Here is a 20,361-nt window from a genome sequence, read left to right on the forward strand (position 1 = left end):
TTCTCAGGGAGGTGCGCGCAGCGGGGTGCGGCCGAGATTGCCGATCAGCTCGGGAAGGGAGTCGAAGACGTGGCCGGCCCCGGCCTCGCGAAGCTCCTCGGGCGAGAAGCCTCCGGTGCGGACCCCGATACCGGGGATGTCCGCCCTGCGGGCGGCGAGGAAGTCCCAGGTGGAGTCTCCCACCGTGACACCCGACGCGCCCTCGACCTTGGCGAGTGCCACCTGGAGCAGGTCGGGCGCGGGCTTGGTCGCCTCGACGTCCTCCGACGTGGTCCACGCCCGGCAGCGTGACCGGCCGTCGATGAGGTCGAGGAAGTGCTCGACGTGCTGGGGTTTGCCCGACGAGGCCAGCACGATGGTGAACCCGCGCCCGCCGAGCTCGTCCAGGAGTTCGGTGGCTCCCTCGAAGGGCCGTATGTCGTCGAGGAACACGTCGAACTCCTCCACCCACGCGTCGCGCAGCGCGCCGCCGTGCCGCCGCTCGACGTCGTCGCCGGCGAGGGCGGCCACCAGCTGGTCCCCGCCCATGCCGATGTGCCGGTGGATGCGCCACACCGGCAGCCACACGTCGTAGCGCCCGAACGCCCTGAACCAGGCGAGCGCGTGCTGGTAGTTGGTGTCGACCAGGGTGCCGTCGATGTCGAGGATGGCGGTGTCGGCCATGTGGGGGATGTGCCCCCGCCCGTACGGCGCCATTCGGAACGGTGTTCCCGGGATTGGGGAAAGAACCTGCCTGCCGCGCTTTGCGAAGAAAGCGGCGCGGGTCTCTTCCGCGGCCCCAAGGCGGAGGCGTTCTCGATTGGTGAGACGGTTGTAGCCCTGTACCTGGCCGATGGTTGAGGGCACCCCGATGCGTAGTGCGACGTTCCTCATTGGAAGTACGGATCCCCCCACTGACCCCGGAACACCGAGTGCTAGAAAGGCCGCTCTGACAGCCTCGGGTTCTCGACCGCGTGTTCGCGGCCTCCATTGAGGAATGCAGCAGTAGACGACAAACGCGACCCCTGATGATCGTCGGTGTCTAGCCAGTCGATCAAGAACAGGGGTCGCGTTCGCGTGCCATCATCCCCGATCGACGTGCTCGCCCGCCACTTCGAGCACGCCGCAGTCTCCGACCCATGGACCGATCTGCCCGCACTGGCCGAGGTCCTGGACACCCTGCCCGACCCGCGCAGCCGCCGCGGACGCCGCTACCGGCTCGGCCCGCTCCTGGCCCTGACCCTGCTCGCCGTACTCGGCGGAGCCACCTCGATCGCGGCGATCACCCGATCCATCAGCGGATACGACCCCAGCGTCCTGTCTCGCGCCGGACTGCCCGCCACCTACCGTTTGGCCACCAGCACCCTGCGCAGGCTGCTCACCCGCCTGGACGGCGACGCCTTCGACACCGCGATCGGCACCTACCTGACCGCCCTCACCTCCGACGGTCCGCCCGCAGACCCGCCCCCGCTGATCGGCCTGGCCATCGACGGCAAGGCCCTGCGCGGCAGCCGCACCGACCACGCAACCATGATCCATCTCCTGGCCGCCGTCCGCCACGACACCCAGACCGTCCTGGCCCAGCGGCAGATCGCGACCCACAGCAACGAGATCGGCGCGTTCACACCCCTGCCGGCCGGCCTGGAGTTGTCGAACGCGGTGCTCACCGCCGATGCCCTGCACACCCAGACCGAGCACGCCCGCCAGATCATCGCCGCGGGCGGTCACTACATTTTCCTCGTCAAGGGCAACCAGCCCACCCTGCACCGCCGCCTCAAGGCCCTGCCCTGGCGGGCGGCGTTCCTCAACGACCGCACCGACGAGCACGGCCACGGCCGCCGCGAGATCCGCCGCATGAAGATCTGTACCGTCCGGCCCGGCCTGCCCTTCCCCCACGCCGCCCAGGCCATCCAGATCAAACGCCGCCGCACCGATCAGAAAACCGGCAAGACCACCATCGTCACGATCTACGCGATCACCAGCCTGCCGCCCGGCCTCCTCCCCCACGCCCGCCTCGCCGCGTTGATCCGCGGCCACTGGAGCATCGAGGCCCTGCACCACATCCGCGACGTCACCTACCGCGAGGACGCCTCCAAGGTCCGCACCGGCGCCGCCCCACGGGTCATGGCGAGCCTGCGCAACCTGGCCATCGGCCTGGCCCGCCTGATCGGCTGGACCAACATCGCCGCCGCCACCGACCACTACCGCAGCCACCCCGCAGACGGACTCCAGTTACTCGGTCTCACAACGTGAGAACGCTTCGGCCCTGCCCGCGGCCCGGACGGCGTCGCCCTCACCGCCGCGACCATCCATCCCGGCGACTCACCCTCTCAATCACCAAGGCCAGAAATGGTGTAAAACAATGAGACAGCAGATTCTCCATCCGGCACCGGTGTCCGGCCCTCGGCGGGCCTTTCCGCACCGCACGGGACGGTCCTCGAAGCGTGCTCGGGGGGCGGGCTCGGCGGGGCCGACCCGCCCCCGGTTGCGTACGCCGCCCCGATCGCTAGGATTCTCGGTCATGACGTACTCGTTCTTCTTCAACCTGCGTTAAGCCCCCGTCGGCGAAGCGAGGCACACCCCGTCGTCGACGACGCGGGACGGCGTAGCGCCGTCCCGGGCTGACGTGGGAGAAGAACGATCACTATGCGCATTCGCGCGAGTTTTCTCACCGCACCGCGTCCCAGCGCCCTCGCCGTCTCGTGACGGCGGCGCGCCTGGTGGCGCGGTGCGTTCACGGGCTGGAGTCGACGGTCGCGGCCGAGATCCTCCAGCTCGGACTCGGAACGGTCACCCATCTGGGGCATCGAGAGGTCCACTTCCGCACGTCCCGGCCGGGACCGGGAGTGCTCGGGCTGAGCACCGCGGACGACGTGTTCCTGCTCGCCGCGCAGCGGCCCGACATCGGCACGACCAAGCGTGATCTCACCCTGCTCGCCCAGCTCGCCGGCACCGCCGACGTCGGCACGCTGATGCGGCTGCGGGAGGAGCAGGGAGGTTCCGGCGCGGTCACCGGGGTCGAGGTGTCGGCGTCGTTCCTGGGCCGGCGCACCTTCAACCGGTACGACGCCGAGGACGCCGTCGGCCAGGTCCTGGCGCGGCGGCTGGGGATCGGCTACCACTCGCGGCGGGCGGGCATCGGTCCCCCACCCGCGCACAGCGGGTGGCGGCTGACCCTCGACGGCACGCGGGCCACCCTCATGCTGAGGATCACCGACCGGCCCCTGCACCGGCGCGCCTACAAACAGCGCTCCATCCCGGGGACCCTGCATCCTCCGCTGGCCGCCGCGATGGCACGGATGGCCGACATCCACCCCGGGCACACGGTCCTCGACCCCTGCTGCGGCGCCGGAACCCTGCTGATCGAGGCCGGGCTCCACCAGCCGCGGGCCCGCTTTCACGGCTTCGACCTGGCTTCGGAGTCGTTGCGGGCGGCGAAGGAGAACGCGGCGGGGCTGCCGATCTCCATCGACCAGGCCGACGCCGGTCACCTGCCGCTACCGGGCGGCGGCATCGACCGCGTCCTGTGCAATCCCCCCTGGAACGGTCAGGTCGCCGCGCGGGGCCGGCTCTCCGGCTCCTCCTCGCACTGGTGGGCGGAGCTGAGCCGTGTCCTGGCGCCCGGCGGCATGGCCGTGGTCCTGCTTCCCGACGCCGGGGACATCGCGGCCGGGATCAGGCGACGGTTCGTCCCGCTGCGCGTCCAGCGCGTCCGGATCTCCGGCGCGCAGCCCTTCCTCGTCCAGTTCGCGGCACCCGGCGAGGAGAGGGGGTCGTAATGCCGTGGACTCCGTCCGGCGGAAGGGCGCCGGGCGGAGTCCTACCGGGTCCTGAGCTGGTCGAGGGTGTGGCCGGTGGCCCGCTTGAACAGGTATTCGGCCCGTTCGTAGGAGAGCCTTCGGCGGCCGGTCTCCGGGCACAGGTCGGCGGGTGCCGGGAGCCGGCCGGGACCGGGCCTGCGATCGGACAGGAAAAGAGGACCCCGGCGACGGCCCGCGACGAGCCGCGGGAGGAGTTCGGCGGTACCGGAGCGCCAGTGGACCCAACCGGATCCGGCGGCCACCTTCCCGCGCCTCCCGGCCAGGTCGAGATCCTCGACGTTGAGCGAGAGCACCGGGCCCGCTCCGGCCGCGCTCTCGTGGAGCAGCAGCCACAGGGCGCGCTCGCGCGGGGCGATGTCCGGACGCTCCCAGAGCGCCTCGACCCGCGACCGGTCCATGGGCTGGGTGCGCCCCCGGGGCTCGGGCCTGCGCCCGAGTCCCGCGGCCAGGTCACGGTGCGTTCCACCGCCCGGACCGCCGGCCGCCGAACCTCGATCGCCCATCGGCGGACCCTGGCCGGCGGCCCAGGCGCAGAAGGAGCGGACGGCCCCGCGGTGGCGGTTCCACGTGGCGGGGGCCGCGTCTCCCCACGCGGCGCCGAAGATCTCCGTCACCCGCGCGGCGCTCACGTCCGGCAGCGGGATGTCGTCGCCGAGGTCGCGGCGCAGCCGGTTCATGGTCTGGCGGTAGGAGCGGACGGTCGCGGCGTCCAGGTCGTCACGGGCGAGGAAGGCGGTCGCGGCCTCGGCCAGGGTGACGACCGTCCTCGGCGCGGCCCTTCCCGGGGTGACCCTTCCCGGGGTGGCCCTTCCCGGGGTGGCCCTTCCCGGGGTGGCCCTTCCCGGGGTGGCCCTTTCCGGGGTGACCGCCCCCGGCACGGCCGTTCTCCGCGCGGCGATGTCGGCGCAGGCCGCGGCGCGTCCCGTGAGGATGGCCCGTTCCGGCCCGTTGAGGGTGAGGGCGGCGGCCCGTTCGAACTCCCGCCGGGCCTCCTCGTGGCGGCCGAGCCTGGCCAGCAGATCACCGCGCACGCTGGGCAGGCGGTGGTAGTCCTTGAACACCGGTTCGCCGACCAGCGTGTCGACGAGCGCCAGACCCGCTTCCGGACCGCTGGCCATGGCCAGCGCGACCGCGCGGTTGAGCTGCACGACGGGAGTGGGCAGGACCCGGGCGAGCGCCTCGTAGAGGGCGTTGATCTGTGTCCAGTCGGTCTCCTCCGCCGTACGGGCCCGCGCGTGGCAGGCGGCGATGGCGGCCTGCAGCACGTACGGGCCGAGAGGCGCGGCGCACCGCCTGGCGCGCAGCAGGGCCGTGAACCCCCGGCGGATGAGCAGCTGGTCCCAGCGCCCGCGGTTCTGCTCGTGCAGCGCGACGGGCTCCCCCGACGCCCCCGTCCTGGCGGCCGCTCGTGACGCCTGGAGCTCCATCAGCGCGACCAGGCCGTGCACCTCGGCCTCGCCGGGCGCGAGACCGGCCAGCAGGCGGCCCAGGCGCAGCGCCTCCTGGCAGAGGTCCTGACGCATCCAGTCGTCGCCGGCACTCGCCGCGTACCCCTCGTTGAACACCAGGTAGACGACCCCGAGGACCGACGACAGGCGCGCCGCCCGGTCCGGACCCTCCGGGACCTCGAAGGGGAGCCGGAGGGTGGCGATGGTGCGCTTGGCCCGGACGACACGCTGCGCGACGGTCGACTCGGGGACGAGGAACGCACGCGCGATCTCCTCGGTGCGCAGGCCGCCGAGCAGCCGCAGCGTCAGCGCCACCCGGGACTCGGCGGGCAGCGCCGGGTGGCACGAGACGAACATCAGGCGCAGGACGTCGTCGCCCACCTCGTCGTCGAGGGCCGCGTCGATGTCGGCCTCGGCGGTTCCCGCGGTCCCGGCGGTGTCCCGCCGGGTGGCGAGGTCGTGGGCGAGTTGCTCGTGCCTGAGGCCGAGCCGCTCCTCGCGGCGCAGGTGGTCGATGGCGCGGCGCTTGGCGACGGCCATGAGCCAGGCGCCCGGGTTGTCCGGGACACCCGCCCCCGGCCACTGTTCGAGGGCGGCCAGGAGCGCGTCCTGCGCGAGCTCCTCGGCCAGCCCCACGTCGCCCAGCATCCGGACGAGGCCGGCGACGATTCTCGCCGACTCCATCTTCCAGACCGCGTCGACCGCGCGGTGGGCGTCCCCGGACATCACGTGCCCGATCAGAGCACCCTCCGGACCGGGTACGCAAGCGTCCGGTCAGCTCTCCGGGCCGAAGACCTGCTGGATGTCCCCCTCGCCGTCGCCGACGATCCTCCAGAAGCGCCGGGCCAGCTCGACGGCCTCCTCCTTCGATCGCGCCTCGACGAGCGCGAAGCTGACGATCGCCTCCTTCGCCTCGGTGAACGGTCCGTCGGTGACGGTGATCTCACCGCCGGAGGACGAGATGTGGGTGCCGGCCGGGTCCAGGCCGCCGGTCGCCAGCAGCACTCCCGCCCTGGTCATCTCCTCGATGAAGGCGGCCATCTCGGCGTGCATCGCCTCGCTCGGGGGTGCCATGTCGTGGCTGCCCTTGGTCGTCATCAGGAACCGCATCGCCATATCTCCTTCGGGTGTCCGGGTGACCGATCCTCGCCGGTCCTCGGCTGCGCGTCGAACGGAGCGGCCGGAAATCGACACGCACCGCCCGACCTGGGCGGCGACCGGATGTGACAGGGAATGCCATGTGACAGGGAATGCCTGCCCGATCCAGGTCATCGCAGCTCAGAGGCGCTATGGAGGCGGGACGTCGATTCCCGCCCCTTCCGTTCGACGCGTCAGCGAGGCCGGGCGAACCGGCGGAACGAGAACGGCGACGGCCCCCGTCGCGCCGAGAGGAAACGACATGACCGCCATCCGGCCCGGCAACCCCGCCGTCCCCGCCAACGGCTCCGTCGACGGCCCCGCCGGTGACCCCGTCGCCCCCGCGACGCGCGTCCTGCTCGCCTGCTCCGTCGCCGCCGCACCCCTCTTCGCGGTCGTGTCGCTGGCGCAGGCCTTCACCCGCGAGGGCTTCGACCTGACGCGCCACCCCCTGAGCATGCTCGCCACCGGCGACCTCGGCTGGCTCCAGATCGCCGACTTCCTGCTCAGCGGCGCCCTGACGGTCGCCGGGGCGGCCGGCCTGCGCCGCGTCATGCGCGGCACGCCCGGCGGTACGTGGGCGCCCCGGCTGATCCTGGTCAACGGCGTCGCGACGGTCGCCGCCGGCGTCTTCGTGATGGACCCGGGCGACGGATTCCCCGCGGGCACTCCCCTGGGCCAGACGGGCACGTTGAGCTGGCACGCGCTCATGCACCTGGTCGCCGGGTCCATCGCGTTCACCGCCCTCATCGCCGCCTGCTTCGTCCTGGGCCGCCACTTCTCCCGCGCCGGTCGTCCCGGTTTCGCCACGGCCTCGCGGCTCAGCGGCCTGGTCTTCGCCCTCGGTGACGGCTGGGCGATGTCGGGCGGGCGGGCCGGTTCCCTGACCCTGGCCGTCGGCGCGATCACCGCGATGGCGTGGATCGCCGTGGTGGCGGCGGACAAGCGGGCCGCGCTCCGCTAGGCCGCACTTCACCAGGAACGCCTCAGCGAGCCGCGGCTCCCTCGCGACGCGAGGGAGCCGCGTCCGGAAGGCCGCGCATCACGCGGACCGCCAGAGCCGCCACGAACGCGAACAGCACCGCCGACGCGAGCAGCAGCCGCACGCTGAGGCCCTCCGGATCGGGCCACGCGGTGAGCACCAGGGCCGCCACGGCGGTCGCGACGCACGTCGCGACCCAGCCCCACCGCCCGAGCGCGGCGAACCGGCGCGCGAACACCAGGCATCCCACCGTCATCCCGCCGACCGCCAGCATGGGCCCGAGACCGTGCAGGGCACCGTGCCAGCTGATCTCGGGTGCCCCGGCCGGCGCGCCCGGCGGGTACCCGGCGCCCGCGTCGGTGACGAAGACCCCGCCCACGATCAGCCCGGCGCCGAGAAGACCGACCAGCAGCGGGCCCCAGGTGCCGCTGCGGCCGGGACGCAGCGCCCGCCACATGCCGACGGCGCAGGCCACGTACAGTACGCCGGTCACGGTGAAGTTGGCGATCTGGATCCACCCGAGATCCCCGAGGCTCAGCAGGCTGATCGGGTGGCGGCTCAGGTCGTACCCCTCGCGGGTGAACGCCTGGATCAGCACCACCGCGACGAACAGCGGGCCTGCGACGACGCCACACGCCAGCAGCTTGTACTTCACGGTTCTGTCTCCTCGCCGGGCACCCCTGCGGTGCCACTCGGCGGAGACGTCGGAGCCACCGGTCCCGTTCCGGACATCCACCCGCCGCCACATCGCGAGAGGCGGCCGCCCGCCGTACGCGCCCGGCCGGACCCGCTCGGCGGCGATCGCCGAAGCTGGGCGAAGGCCGACGCCGCGGCAGTGCCGAGCAGCGAGCGTCGGGCCAGGCTCAGGGGTCGTCTCGCGGTCAAAATGGCAAGAATGTAAGGTGTGCCTTCCATTAAGTCAAGGGTGCTTGACTGTATGGAAAGGCTGCTTTACCTTCGTGTCATGGCGAAACAGCAGGACCAAGTGACGCGCGCGGCCCACCGCGCCGCCCTCATCGACGGCCTGCCCGTGGCCGCTCTGGGCCCTGTGGCCCTGGCGCTGGGCAGTGATCCCGACCAGAGCACCGCTCAGAAGGGTTTGTGGATCGCGGCTACCGCCGTGTTCGCGCTCGCCGTGGCCTGGGCCCTGCTGCGGGCGTTCCGGCGTGCGGACGAGTACCTGCGCAAGATCCAGCTGGAAAGCATGGCCATCGCCTTCGCGGCAGTCCTCGTGGCACTGCAGGTGGCCACCGTGCTCGACGCCGCGGGCGTCATCCGGCTCCATCAGCTCACGCAGCTGATCCTCCTCGGCGGGGTGGCGATCTGGCTTGTGGTCGCCGACCTGCGCACCCGCCTGCACCGATGAAGACGCCGCACCCGTGAAGAACCGACTACGCGAACTGCGAGCAGCCCGCCGGTGGAGCCAGGCCGCCCTGGCCGACCGGTGTCAGGTCTCCCGACAGGCCATCAACGCCATCGAGACCGAGCGGTACGACCCCAGCCTGCCCCTGGCGTTCACCATCGCCGACGTCTTCGGCCTGACCATCGAGGAGATCTTCCTGCCCGACCGGGCGGACACGACGAACGGCCCGGCCCGATCCTGAACGCCTCAGGCCGGCTTCCGGCCGGTCGGTGCGAGCGAGCGGGCAGAGACGGAGCCACCGTTCCCCGCCGGGACGCCACGTCCAGCGAATTATGGCCGGCGCCCGTGGGCGAATCACGCAGCCCGAGAGTGACACCGTCCGTGGCATTCCATGAAACGCGAAGCAGCTTGGAGCTGCCACCGAGGTTGAAGGGCGGATGTCACGGCGGGGTGCGGTTGCGGGCGATTGCCGGGGTGTTCGCCATGCCGGAGGTATGAGCTATCCCGAAGGGGGCGGTCCGACCGCGGAGGAACGGGCCAAAGGCGAGCGATTGCGATTCGAGGCCGCCGAGTTGACGGTCTTCCGGCTACCGGCTTCATCGGCCAGACCGAACTCATCCTCCAATCACCGCAACTCCCACCTTTTCAACCTCAGCGGCACGTGGAATGGCAGCCGCATACGGGTTTCACGATGACCGTGGATGCATAGTTGATTTGCCCCGAACATCACGTTTGTGATCGACTACCTCCCATCCCATTCGATGCGAATTCCTCATGAACGGATCCCACCCCCATGAGTACCTCTCGCGAATCCGACTGGCAGCCGGTGGAGCTCGATGTCGACCGGCCGCATTCGGCGCGCATCTGGAACTACTGGCTGGGCGGGAAGGACAACTACCCCGCCGACCGCGAGGCCGGGGACATGGTCGAAGGGCTCATACCCGGCATCGTCGACTCGGCCCGAGCCGACCGGGCGTTCCTCGGCCGCTGCATCAAGCACCTCGTCGCCGACGCCGGGATCCGCCAGTTCCTCGACATCGGCACGGGCCTGCCCACCGCCGACAACACGCACGAGGTGACGCAGCGGATCGCCCCGGAGTCCCGGGTCGTCTACGTCGACAACGACCCGCTGGTCCTGACCCACGCCCGCGCCCTGCTCGTCAGCAGCCCCGAAGGCGCCACCACCTACCTCGACGCCGATCTGCGCGACCCCCATCACATCCTGCGGGCGGCGGCGGAGACCCTCGACTTCACCAGGCCCGTCGCGCTGATGCTGCTGGGGATCCTGCACCACATCACCGATGACGACGAGGCCAGGAAAGTCGTGCAGGAGCTGGTCGACGCCGTCGCGCCGGGCAGCTACCTGGTGATCGCGCACGCCACCGCCGAGGTGCACGGCGACGCCATGCACGAGGCGATGCGGCGGTTCATGGAGCGGGGCGGCACCCCGATCGTGGCCCGCGACCGTGGCCACCTCGCCTCGTTCTTCGACGGCCTGGAACTCCTGGAGCCCGGCGTGGTCTCCTGCTCGAGGTGGCGCCCGGAACACTCCCCGTGGGGCGAGCCCGCGGAGGTGTCCCAGTTCTGCGGCGTCGCCCGCAAATCCTGACGTCGCCTCTCCCGAGGACCGCCCTCCGCTCCCTCGCCGAAGGCTCCGCCGGGCCCGCCGGATGATCCCGGGGACCCGTGGCCGGGAGAGTTTCCACCGTTCGCGCACGGTCACGATGACGCCGGCGCGGCCACGGTCGCCGACCGGCCCGGCGGTCGCGGGGCGCGGATCGCCGCCCCGGACGCCCTCGAACGTCCCCGGTCAGGTGCCGGGGTTCCCCGGTTCCGGCACCTGACCGGCGACGAGGTCACCTGACGCGACCGACGTGCCGAGTTTGTTCAGGGTTTATTCAGGGCGCTCCGGTGCAGTCTCATAGTCGTCCGCCGTTGTCCCCCAGCGACCGAACACCCCAAACAGGGATATAACAGCACAAAATATGATTTATCACTGTTAACCCTGGGTCGCAGATCACTGATCCAGTCAGGCTGTCGCGAAGATCGACATGGGAGGCCGTCTCCATGAACCCCGCTCAGGATCCCGCCGCACCACCCCCCGGCGCCGCGCTGCTCGTCGTCATGGGAGTGACCGGTTCCGGCAAGACCACCGTGGGAGCCGCCCTCAGCCAGCGGTTGCGAGTGCCGTTCGCCGACGCAGACGACTTCCACAGCGAGGCCAACATCGCCAAGATGTCGGACGGGATCCCCCTCGACGACGAGGACCGGCTGCCCTGGCTGCGCGCGATCGGCGCCTGGCTCGCCGACCACGCCGCCACCGGCGGCGTGGCGAGCTGCTCGGCGCTCAAACGGGGTTACCGTGACATCCTGCGCGAGGCCGCACCGACGGTGACCTTCGTCCATCTCCACGGCGACATGGACGCCGTACGCCGGAGAGTGGCCGGCCGCCCGGGGCACTTCATGCCCGCCTCACTGGTCGAGTCGCAGTTCAAGACCCTGGAGCCCCTGGAGCCCGACGAGCGGGGGATCGTCCTCGACTTCGCCATGCCCGTCGACGAGCTCGTGGACGCCTACCTCACCACGACGGCCCGGACGCGGCCGGACCCGTCCCCCGCCGGCCCCGCCGCTCCGGCCACGCCCGAGAACCGGGAGCGGGGCACGGGTGAGGACGCCGGCGAGGCCGGGAGCACGAGGTGAGCCCCCTCCTGACCGCGCTCGCCGAGCCCGCCGCCACCTCCCCCGGCAGGCTCATCCCGGCCGCGCTCGTCGGCATCGCGCTGATCGTCGTACTGATCACGTACTTCAAGCTGCACCCCTTCCTGAGCCTGACCCTCGGCTCGCTGGCGGTCGGAGCCGTCGCGGGCCTGGCGATGACCGACACCATCGCCGCCTTCACCGACGGGTTCGGCAGCACCGCGGCCGGTGTCGGCACGCTCATCGCGCTCGGCGCGATGTTCGGCAAGCTGCTCGCCGACTCCGGCGGGGCCGACGAGATCGTGGACACGATCGTCGGCCGGTCCAGCCCCCGCTCCCTGCCCTGGGCGATGGCCGCGGTGGGCGCGCTGATCGGCCTGCCGATGTTCTTCGAGATCGGCCTCGTCCTGCTGATGCCGGTGATCTTCCTGGTCTCGCGCCGCTCCGGCGTCTCCCTGATCCGGGTGGGCATCCCCGCGCTCGCGGGGCTCTCCGTGATGCACGGGCTCGTCCCTCCCCACCCGGGTCCGCTGGTCGCCATCGACGCGCTCAAGGCCGATCTCGGCATCACGCTGGGCCTGGGCGTGCTCGTCGCCATCCCGACGGTCGCCGTCGCCGGACCGCTGTTCTCCAAGTACGCGGCCCGCTGGGTGGACGTACCGGCACCGGAGCTCTACGAGACCCGGCCCCCGGCGGAGGACACCCGGCGGCCGTCGTTCGGCGTCACCCTCGCCACCGTGCTGCTGCCGGTCGTGCTGATGATGGGCAAGGCCCTCGCCGACATCCTTCTCGCCGAGGGCAACGTCCTGCGCACCGTGCTCGACTTCCTCGGTACGCCGCTGGTGGCGCTGCTCATCGCCGTCATCGTGGCCATGTTCACCCTGGGCCTCGGCGCCGGCATGGACAGGAAGGCGATCGCCGGGTCCCTGGAGCAGTCGCTGCCGCCGATCGCGGGCATCCTGCTGATCGTGGCCGCCGGCGGCGGTTTCAAGCAGACGCTGATCGACACCGGGATCGGCGACCTCATCGCCACATGGGTGGAGAACAGCGGCCTGTCGGTGCTGCTGCTCGCCTGGCTGGTCGCCGTGCTCATCCGGCTGGCCACCGGCTCGGCGACCGTCGCGACCGTCACGGCCTCGGGGATCCTGGCCCCGCTGGTCGCCAACCTCAGCGTCGGGGAGACCTCGCTGCTCGTGCTCGCCATCGGCGCGGGCTCGCTGTTCTTCTCCCACGTCAACGACGCGGGCTTCTGGCTGGTCAAGGAGTACTTCGGGCTCACCGTGGGCCAGAACATCAAGACCTGGTCGGTGATGGAGACGATCATCTCGGTGACCGGCCTGGTGTTCGTCCTGATCCTGAGCCTGTTCCTGTAGTTCCCGCGGCCGGTCCTCGCGGCCTTCGCACGACACGGTGCCGGTCAGTCCTGGCGGTCACCCGACACCGTGTCGCGCAGGCATCGGACGGCGGAGTGGACCGGCTCCAGCGACTCCTCGACGCAGAACCCGACATCGCCGGGGTCGCCTCCCCCGCGAATGTCCCCGGCGATGTCCTCCAGGGAGCGCGCCAGCGCCCGTACGGCCGCCTCGGACGGCGGCGGCGCGCCGCGCTCGGTGCGCGCGACGGTGGCGGCGACCGCGTCGGCCACCTGCTCCAGCGCGGCCATCGCCGGCATCCAGGTGGTGACGCGCCGGCTGATCACGGGGGGTTCGGCCAGTGCCCGCTGGAAGACCGTCCGCAGGTCGCCCAGGGTGTCGTACACCCCCCGGCGCAGCCGCGCCCTGCCGGTGTGCCCGGTGTCGAACGCGTGCCGCAGGTAGTTCGCGGTGGCCGCCACCGCGTCGGCGAGCCGCGGCCCGACCGGCGCCTCCCAGCTCGCCGGCCACGGCAGGTATCCCAGCACCAGGACGATCACGCATCCGATCAGCGTGTCCACCAGCCGGATCCTGCCCAGGTCGGGGCCACCGTGGGTCAGCAGGTCCACCAGGAGCAGGACCAGCGGCGCCTGGAAGGTCGACATCAGACCCCAGTTGCGTTGCATGCCGTACGGCATGAGCGCCGCGCACACGGCGATGGGGATCAGGAGCTGCGGGCCGTGCGGCACCAGGACGAGCGCCAGGGTGCCGATCAGCGCGCCCACGACGGTCCCGAGCGCGCGTTGCACGGCACGCGCGAACACCGACCCGAAGTCGGGCTTGAGCACCAGCGCGACGGTCAGCATCATCCAGTAGGACCGTTCGAACCGGCCGGACGCGCTGAACGCGGCGGCGACGCCCATGCAGAGTCCGAGCCGGACCGTGTAGACGCGGACGAGGTGGCCCCGCCACATCTGCTCCGCGACGGCGAGGATCCGGGAGCGGTAGCCGACCGGTTCGTAGGGCAGCTGGTCCGCCGCGACGTCGCCGCCGGACGCCAGCTCGGCGGCCCCCCGCACGGCGAAGTAAAGAGCACGCGCGGCGGGCGAGCCGGGCTCGCAGGGCGACATCCGGGGTGCGGGCCCACCGGCGAGTGACCCGGCGACGGCCCTGACGGCGGACACGGTCCCGGCGGGCGGCTCGCTTTCCTCGTAGCGCAGCGAGAGCAGCGCGTTGCGGATCAGTGAGGCCTGGTTCAGCAGGGCCACCAGACGGGTGCGGCCGGGATCCAGCCCCGCCGCCGGGGAGCGGGCGCCGAGCACGACGTCGTAGCCGCCCTTGAGAGCGGTGTCGAACGCCGCCAGCGCGGGGGCGTCGCGATCGGAGAACAGCCGGTCGAGGGCCTGGTAGACCTCGATCACGGCGGCCCGCTCCGGTGCCCGGGGATGGAACGGCCAGTCGGCGACCCCCAGCACGATCACCCACAGCACGCCCAGCAGGAACGCGAGCGCGTTCGCCTCCGACGCCCCCGGCAGTCCTATGCCGGTGGCGATCCCCGTCATCACCAGCAGCTGCAGCCCGGCGGCCGAGCCGGTGGCCCCGCCCGTGCTGATGAGCGCGGACACCACCGAGACGGCCACCACGACCGGCACGATCCACCAGCCGTGGCCGCGGACCGTGGACCCGACGAGATACCCCAGCGCCCCGGCGACCCCGGCCGCGCCCATCAGGATGATCCTGGTCCGGTACGGGCCGCCCCGGTCGGCCATGCCGGCGTTCATCGCGCCCAGGGCCGGCAGCAGGCCCGCCGTGACGTTGCCGGTGGCGAACCCCAGCAGGAGCGGGACGGTCACCGCCACGGCCATGCGCAGCATCGGCCACCACCGGAGCGGCGCGGGCACGGGCCTGACCGTCTCGACCAGCCAGCCGGGTGCGGCGTCGGTCAGCCGGTCGGCGGCGCGCCGGAAGAGCGGGGGCATTCCTCGCCGCTCAGGGGATGATGGCGTCGACGTATCCCCCGTCGACGCGCAAGGCGCCGCCCGTGGTGGCGGAGGCCTGCGGTGAGCTGAGGTAGACGACCATGTTGGCGATCTCCTCCGGCTCGATCAGCCGTTGCAGGAGCGACTGCGGGCGGTGTGCCCGCATGAAGGCGCGCTGGGCCTCCTCCCAGGGCAGGTCCCGGCCGACGAGCCCGTAGACGAAGTCCTCCACGCCGCCGGTGTGGGTGGGTCCGGCGATGACGGAGTTGACGGTGACGCCGCTGCCCGCGGCCTTCTTGGCGAAGCCGCGCGAGACGGCCAGCAGGGCGGTCTTGGACATGCCGTACTGGATCATCTCGATGGGGGTGACGATCGCGGAGTCGCTGGCGATGTACTGGACGCGGCCCCAGGAGCGCGCCGTCATCCCCGGCAGGTAGGCGCGGGTGAGGCGGACCGCCGCCAGGACGTTCACCTCGAAGTAGCGGCGCCACTCGTCGTCGGTGATCTCCAGTGCGTCCTTCGACTCGAAGATCCCGAGGTTGTTGACCAGGATGTCGACGTCCGGCAGGAGGTCCACGGCGCGCTCCGCGCCCTCCTCGGTGGCGAGGTCGGCGGCGAGCGGGACGACCCGCGCGCCGGGGACCTCGGCGCGCAGCGCGTCGGCGGCGGCGTCGACCTTGTCGGGTTTGCGGCCGTTGACGGCGACCGTCGCGCCCGCCCGCGCGAGGCCGGTGGCGATGGCCGCCCCGATGCCCTGGGTGGATCCGGTGACCAGTGCCGTCTTTCCGGTGAGATCGATATGCATGCGTCACGTCCTTGGAACCCGGCGTGCGGCCGCCCGCCGATGTGGGCGGGCACCGCACGACCTGGCGATATGTCGTCCAGCCGATCCGGTGTTCGTTCCCGTGTCCGCCGGTGCGGAACGTGCCGACGATGATCGTTTTTCGCGAAACAGCCACTTCGCGCCGTCGGCCACCGGGCCGCCCGAGCATTCCGGGCGGCCCGGATCCCGTGTCCACCGGCTGGAGCCTCCGGTGCTCCGCCGCCGGCATCCCGCTGTCCGGCGGCCTCGGCACCGTCGCCGGGGTCCGCCGATCCCTCTGACCGGTCACGCGGACCGGTCCGGGCTCACCTGTCGTCGCCGTCCCAGGCGAAGGCGTGGAACGGCGGGTCGAGGGGGGCCTCGATCAGGCGGTTGGCGAAGGTGGAGATCGTGTACGCGCCGATCCCGAGGACGACCTCGAGAGCGTTCCGCGCGCTGTGGCCCGCGTCGAGGAACGCCCGCGTCTCCTCGTCGCCGACCGCGCCGCGATGGTCCATGACGGCGAGGGTGAAGGACCGCAGCGCCTCCGACCGGGCGTCCGGGAGGGGCGTGCCGGCCCGGAGCGCCTCGACGAGCTCGGAGGGGGCCTCCAGCCGGGCCAGCGTGGCGGTGTGCACCGCCACGCAGACATGGCAGCCGTTGCGGGTGGCGACCGTCATGACGACGATCTCGCGGTCGACCGGATCCAGGGTGCTCTGCTCGAAGGCGGCGCTCGCCGCCAGGAACCCCTTGAGCAACTGCGGGGAGGTGGCCATCCGGCCGACCGCCGTGGGGACGTGGCCGAACTTCCGCCGCACACCCTCGATGGTGGGGCGGGCGTCGGGCGGAGCGCTCTCGGCGGTGTGCGTGACGAAGACGGCATGGGACATGGGGGCCTTCTCTCTTGTTCTCCGGGTCCTCGGAACGTGGGCTGCGCGATCGCACCTCGGGGCGATACCGTCAACCAGGTTGTCTATATAGTAAAGGTGGTTGACGGCTTTGGCAACGCCGGATCCGGAAGGCCGCTCAGGCGCCGAGGAAGACCAGGTCGACGTCCTCCCGGGGCACGGGCGTGCCGGCGTCGTCGACGAACGTGACGCGCACGGGACGCCCGGTGGACCGGCTGCGGCTCCACATCGAGGGGCCCTCCTCGTGGGGCCGGTTGACGTCACCCCACTGCTGGAGCGAGGCGAGCACCGTCACCAGCTCCTCGCCGGCCGGGGTCAGGTGGTAGCTGTGACGAGCCCTGGCTCCCGGCTCCCGATAGGGACGGCGCTCCATGACACCCGCCTCGACCAGCGCGTTCAGCCGGCCGGTGAGCAGGTCGGAGGCGATGCCCAGGGAGTCGCGGAAGTCGGCGAACCGGGTCAGACCGGCGAGGGCGTCCCGGACGATCAGCAGCGTCCACCGCTCGCCAAGCACCTGCAAACTCCGGGCGACGGAGCAGCGCGGTTCGGGTACGCGGTCTGTCTTCGTGGGCATGATTCCAGTCTATGCGAGGTTGGGTTTTCCAATCCAGGGTGCTAGATTGGATATACCAACTCAGGTGCCGGAGAATCCTCCGGCGGTCCCGTGGCGTGGAAACCGTCTCGCGGCGTCTCCGCCCTTTCATCCACGGTAAGGAACATCATGCAGATCAACGGCTCTGTGGCCCTCGTCACCGGCGGCAATCGCGGACTCGGCGAGCGGTTCGTCCAGGCACTGCTCGAACGCGGCGCGTCCAAGGTGTACGCCGCCGCGCGCAATCCCGGCACGATCACCACGCCCGGCGTGGTGCCCATCGCCCTGGACGTCACCGACCCGGCGGCCGTACGCGCGGCGGCCGACCTGGCACCGGACGTCACCCTGCTGATCAACAACGCCGGAAGTTCCACCAAGGCGGGGCTCCTCGACGGGGAGCTCGACGCCTTCCGGCTCGAGATGGAGACCCACTACTTCGGCACGCTCGCCATGAGCCGGGCCTTCGCCCCCGTCCTCGCCCGCAACGGCGGCGGGGCCGTCCTCAACGTCCTGTCCGTGCTGTCCTGGGTCGCGCTCCCCAGCAGCGCGGCCTACTCCGCGGCCAAGTCGGCGGCCTGGTCCCTGACCAACGCGCTGCGCCTGCAGCTCGCCGAGCAGAAGACCCTGGTCACCGCCCTGCACGTCGGATACATGGAGACCGCCATGGCCGCGCACGTCGACGCGCCCAAGAGCGACCCCTCGGTCGTCGCCCGCGCGGCCCTCGACGGCGTGGAGGCCGGGCGGTACGAGGTCCTCGCCGACGAGATCAGCACGCGCACCAAGGCCGCGCTCTCCGGCGACCTCACCGCGCTCTACCCGAGGCTGACCGGGGCCCGCTGAACGGCACCGGCTCCCCCGGGCGGCCCGGGGGCCGGCCGTCGAACGTCCGGGCGGCCGGGAGACCGTCCTCGCGGACATGGTGCCGGGTGACCGGCCGCGGCGCTCAGCCGCCGCGGGCGGCGGTGACGAAGTCCCTGATGAGACCGGGGTCCTTCACCCCGGGCGCGACCTCCACCCCGCTCGACACGTCGACCCCCCAGGGCCGGGCGGCGGCGATCGCCCGGGACACGTTCGACGGGTCCAGCCCACCGGCCAGCATCCAGCGGCCCTCCGGGCGCCCGCGCACGGCCGCCCAGTCCCACGGCTCCCCCGAGCCCGGTCTGGGCGCGTCGACGATGAGCAGGTCCTCGTCGAGGGCACCGCAGCGTAGGTCGGTGCTCGCGGCCCCGGCGCGGACCAGAGTGACCCCGAGGTCCTTCAGCGCGGTGAAGTCCTCGTGCGGATGGTCGCCGTGCAGCTGGACGGCACGCAGTCCCGCCTCCAGCGTGGCCGCCCTGACCTCCTCGGACGGCTCACCGGCGAACACCCCCACGGTCAGCACGTGCGGGGGGATCGCCGAGGCCAGTTCCCTCGCCCGCGCGGGGGTGACCCGCCGCGAGCTCCTGGTGAGGACGAACCCGACGGCGTCGGCTCCCGCCTCGACGGCGGCCGTCACATGTCCGGGCTCGCGCAGCCCGCAGATCTTCACGTACACCCTGTGTACGGTAGCCCGTTCCCCGTACCCGGAACGCCGGGAGCGCGGCGGAGGGCGTCAAAGGGCGTTCAGGAACCTCGCGGCGATCGGCGCCGCCACCTTGCCCCCGGCGCCGCCGTGCCGGACGAACACCGCGAAGGCCAGGGAACCCCGGTAGCCGATGAACCAGGCGTGGTCCCCGCCGCCCTCGACCTCGGCGGTGCCGGTCTTGCCCGCGGTGTCCGGCGGGAGCCCGGCCTGGGAGGCCGTTCCCTGGGTGACCACGGCGCCCATCATCGTCCGCAGGCTCGCGGCCACCCCCTCGTCCAGCGGCACCGGGGCCGGCGAGTCCGCGGGAGGCTCCTCGGTCATGATGGCGGGTTTCCAGACGCCGCTCGCGACCGCGGCGGCGACCTCGGCCATGCAGAGCGGGCTGGCCTGCACCGAGTTCTGGCCGATGGCGTCGGATCCCAGCTGGTCCGGGCTTCCGTACGGCTGGATCCGGCAGGAGCTCAGCCCCGGCTTCTCCCGGAAGCCGAACCGGTCGGCCGCCTCGGCGCGCAGCCGGTCGTCGCGCAGCCGCTCGTACGTCTGCTGGGCGAAGGTGGTGTTGCAGGAGAGCGCGAAGGCCGTGGTGAAGGGCACGTTGCCGTGGTCGACGCCGTCGGAGTCGCTGAAGCTCCTGCCGTTCGGGATGGTGTAGCCGGCCGGGCAGGCGACCTGCGACTCCGGGGTCAGGCCGCCGCGGAGCAGCGCGGCGGCGGTCACGACCTTGAACGTCGAGCCGGGCGGGTAGAGGCCGTTGAACGCCTCCTTGCCGCCCAGCGTGTCCGCCACCGCGCGCACCTGGGCCGTCTGGACGTCCAGGGCCACGATCGCGGCGGGCTGGCCGACACCGTCCAGGGCTCGGGCCGCGGCGGCCTGGACGGGCCGGGAGATCGTGGTCCTCGTTCCCGAGGCCTGCCGGGGCGGGGAGGCCAGCAGCACCCGGCCGGAGGGCTCCTCCTCCAGCTGCAGCTCGACCGCCATGTCACTCAGCCCGCCGAAGTAGTGGCCCGCCCTGCTGTCGCGGGGGAACGGGACCCCCTCGCGGGTCAGCGTGGCCGGGCTCCGGACCTCGGTCTCCTTCAGCCGCAACCTCCCGCCGTCCTTGAGCGAGCGGTGCATCGTCTCGGGGGTCCAGCGCACCTTCCACACCCCGAACCGCAACTCCAGGCGCAGGACGGAGTCGAACGGCCACTCGCCCAGGCCGGTGACCTGCCGTACCCCCCTGAAGGACATCTCGGCCGCCTCCTCGCCGCGGTGGCGCAGCTCGCCGGGGGTGAGCGACAGCGACGAGACCCGCAGGTCGGCGTCGAACCCGCGGTGCCGGACGCCGAAGTCGGCCGGGGGGTCGACGACCATGCCCGTCATCCCGGTGAAGTCGCCGTTCTGCCAGGCGGTCAGGTAGTTCCTCGCGGTCGCCTCGGGACCGCTCTGCGGGGCCGGCGTGACCGGGGTCAACGTGACCAGGTTCGGTGGCGGCGAGACGGGCACGGGGCTGGGCGCCTCTCCTGCTCTCGTCACCGTCGCCCTGTCCTCCGGGGTCTTCGCGTCGTCGGCGTCACCGGCCGGCGCGGGGCGCGGCGAGGGCGAGGCCACCACCGCCCCGGGGGAGGCCACCACCCCGTACACGCCGAAGACGAGGATCGCGGTCGCGGAGAAGATCAGCGCGAGGAGCCGTCGATCACGCATAACCGTTTACTCCCCCGGGTTTGCAGAGTTGCATACCAGAGAAAAGATCGTAAA

The 20,361-nt window shown here is 72.0% G+C and carries 19 protein-coding genes; 9 read left to right on the forward strand and 10 right to left on the reverse strand.

The annotated features are described in order from the left end of the window. Positions 1–3 precede the first annotated feature (3 nt). Positions 4–663 carry an HAD-IA family hydrolase gene (locus ACVCAG_RS34940; RefSeq protein WP_440085793.1) on the reverse strand — a complete coding sequence of 220 codons (660 nt, stop codon included), beginning with the start codon at positions 661–663 and terminating at the stop codon, positions 4–6. A gap of 393 nt (positions 664–1,056) precedes the next feature. On the opposite strand from ACVCAG_RS34940, the gene ACVCAG_RS34945 reads away from it, so the two are divergent. Together ACVCAG_RS34945 and ACVCAG_RS34950 are read left to right on the forward strand one after the other, a co-directional pair. Continuing rightward, a complete protein-coding gene (locus tag ACVCAG_RS34945; protein ID WP_440085792.1) occupies positions 1,057–2,232 on the forward strand; it encodes an ISAs1 family transposase in 1,176 nt (391 codons plus the stop codon). Positions 2,233–2,681: 449 nt separating this feature from the next. Further along, positions 2,682–3,758: a TRM11 family SAM-dependent methyltransferase gene (locus ACVCAG_RS34950; RefSeq protein WP_447191141.1), complete on the forward strand. Its 1,077-nt coding sequence runs from the start codon at positions 2,682–2,684 to the stop codon at positions 3,756–3,758. 41 nt (positions 3,759–3,799) lie between these two features. Here ACVCAG_RS34950 and ACVCAG_RS34955 read toward each other — a convergent pair whose 3' ends face one another. Together ACVCAG_RS34955 and ACVCAG_RS34960 are read right to left on the reverse strand one after the other, a co-directional pair. After that, positions 3,800–5,974: a sigma-70 family RNA polymerase sigma factor gene (locus tag ACVCAG_RS34955; RefSeq protein ID WP_447191168.1), complete on the reverse strand. Its 2,175-nt coding sequence runs from the start codon at positions 5,972–5,974 to the stop codon at positions 3,800–3,802. 48 nt (positions 5,975–6,022) lie between these two features. After that, on the reverse strand, positions 6,023–6,358 hold the full coding sequence (locus tag ACVCAG_RS34960; RefSeq protein ID WP_440085790.1) for a YciI family protein: 336 nt from the start codon (positions 6,356–6,358) through the stop codon (positions 6,023–6,025). 289 nt (positions 6,359–6,647) lie between these two features. Between ACVCAG_RS34960 and ACVCAG_RS34965 the strand changes: the two genes are divergently transcribed. Further along, entirely contained in the window at positions 6,648–7,349 is a 702-nt protein-coding gene (locus ACVCAG_RS34965; protein ID WP_440085789.1) for a DUF998 domain-containing protein, read from the forward strand. A gap of 22 nt (positions 7,350–7,371) precedes the next feature. Here the strand turns inward: ACVCAG_RS34965 and ACVCAG_RS34970 are convergent, their stop codons facing one another. Further along, the gene (locus tag ACVCAG_RS34970; RefSeq protein ID WP_440085788.1) at positions 7,372–8,022 is read right to left on the reverse strand and encodes a DUF998 domain-containing protein; all 651 of its coding nucleotides are present in this window, start codon (positions 8,020–8,022) and stop codon (positions 7,372–7,374) included. Positions 8,023–8,331: 309 nt separating this feature from the next. Here ACVCAG_RS34970 and ACVCAG_RS34975 point away from each other — a divergent pair, with 309 nt between their 5' ends. From ACVCAG_RS34975 to ACVCAG_RS34995, 5 genes are all read left to right on the forward strand, one after another. Next, positions 8,332–8,733, forward strand: a complete 402-nt coding sequence (locus ACVCAG_RS34975) for a hypothetical protein (RefSeq protein ID WP_447191142.1) — start codon at positions 8,332–8,334, stop codon at positions 8,731–8,733. A 13-nt stretch (positions 8,734–8,746) separates the two neighbouring features. Beyond that, entirely contained in the window at positions 8,747–8,971 is a 225-nt protein-coding gene (locus ACVCAG_RS34980; RefSeq protein WP_440085786.1) for a helix-turn-helix domain-containing protein, read from the forward strand. Positions 8,972–9,523: 552 nt separating this feature from the next. Then, on the forward strand, positions 9,524–10,339 hold the full coding sequence (locus ACVCAG_RS34985; RefSeq protein ID WP_440085785.1) for an SAM-dependent methyltransferase: 816 nt from the start codon (positions 9,524–9,526) through the stop codon (positions 10,337–10,339). 458 nt (positions 10,340–10,797) lie between these two features. Then, positions 10,798–11,430, forward strand: coding sequence for a gluconokinase, GntK/IdnK-type (locus ACVCAG_RS34990; protein ID WP_440085784.1), 633 nt, complete (start codon positions 10,798–10,800; stop codon positions 11,428–11,430). Continuing rightward, on the forward strand, positions 11,427–12,800 hold the full coding sequence (locus ACVCAG_RS34995) for a GntT/GntP/DsdX family permease (RefSeq protein ID WP_440085783.1): 1,374 nt from the start codon (positions 11,427–11,429) through the stop codon (positions 12,798–12,800). Before ACVCAG_RS34990 ends, ACVCAG_RS34995 begins: the two co-directional genes overlap by 4 nt. 44 nt (positions 12,801–12,844) lie before the next feature. On the opposite strand, the gene ACVCAG_RS35000 is transcribed toward ACVCAG_RS34995, so the two are convergent. The 4 genes from ACVCAG_RS35000 to ACVCAG_RS35015 all read right to left on the reverse strand — a co-directional run bounded on the left by ACVCAG_RS35000 (position 12,845) and on the right by ACVCAG_RS35015 (position 17,042). Then, positions 12,845–14,758 carry an FUSC family protein gene (locus ACVCAG_RS35000; protein ID WP_447191143.1) on the reverse strand — a complete coding sequence of 638 codons (1,914 nt, stop codon included), beginning with the start codon at positions 14,756–14,758 and terminating at the stop codon, positions 12,845–12,847. Positions 14,759–14,768: 10 nt separating this feature from the next. Next, a complete protein-coding gene (locus ACVCAG_RS35005; protein ID WP_447191144.1) occupies positions 14,769–15,563 on the reverse strand; it encodes an SDR family NAD(P)-dependent oxidoreductase in 795 nt (264 codons plus the stop codon). A 323-nt stretch (positions 15,564–15,886) separates the two neighbouring features. Next, entirely contained in the window at positions 15,887–16,450 is a 564-nt protein-coding gene (locus ACVCAG_RS35010; protein ID WP_447191145.1) for a carboxymuconolactone decarboxylase family protein, read from the reverse strand. 136 nt (positions 16,451–16,586) lie between these two features. Next, entirely contained in the window at positions 16,587–17,042 is a 456-nt protein-coding gene (locus tag ACVCAG_RS35015) for a winged helix-turn-helix transcriptional regulator (RefSeq protein ID WP_447191146.1), read from the reverse strand. Between the two features lie 147 nt (positions 17,043–17,189). On the opposite strand from ACVCAG_RS35015, the gene ACVCAG_RS35020 reads away from it, so the two are divergent. After that, positions 17,190–17,900, forward strand: coding sequence for an SDR family oxidoreductase (locus tag ACVCAG_RS35020; protein ID WP_440085778.1), 711 nt, complete (start codon positions 17,190–17,192; stop codon positions 17,898–17,900). 103 nt (positions 17,901–18,003) lie between these two features. Here ACVCAG_RS35020 and ACVCAG_RS35025 read toward each other — a convergent pair whose 3' ends face one another. Together ACVCAG_RS35025 and ACVCAG_RS35030 are read right to left on the reverse strand one after the other, a co-directional pair. After that, positions 18,004–18,594, reverse strand: coding sequence for a phosphoribosylanthranilate isomerase (locus tag ACVCAG_RS35025; protein WP_440073850.1), 591 nt, complete (start codon positions 18,592–18,594; stop codon positions 18,004–18,006). 57 nt (positions 18,595–18,651) lie between these two features. Further along, positions 18,652–20,307 carry a penicillin-binding transpeptidase domain-containing protein gene (locus tag ACVCAG_RS35030; RefSeq protein ID WP_440085777.1) on the reverse strand — a complete coding sequence of 552 codons (1,656 nt, stop codon included), beginning with the start codon at positions 20,305–20,307 and terminating at the stop codon, positions 18,652–18,654. Between the last annotated feature and the right edge of the window lie 54 nt (positions 20,308–20,361).

The sequence above is a fragment of the Streptosporangium sp. G12 genome, assembly GCF_052983175.1.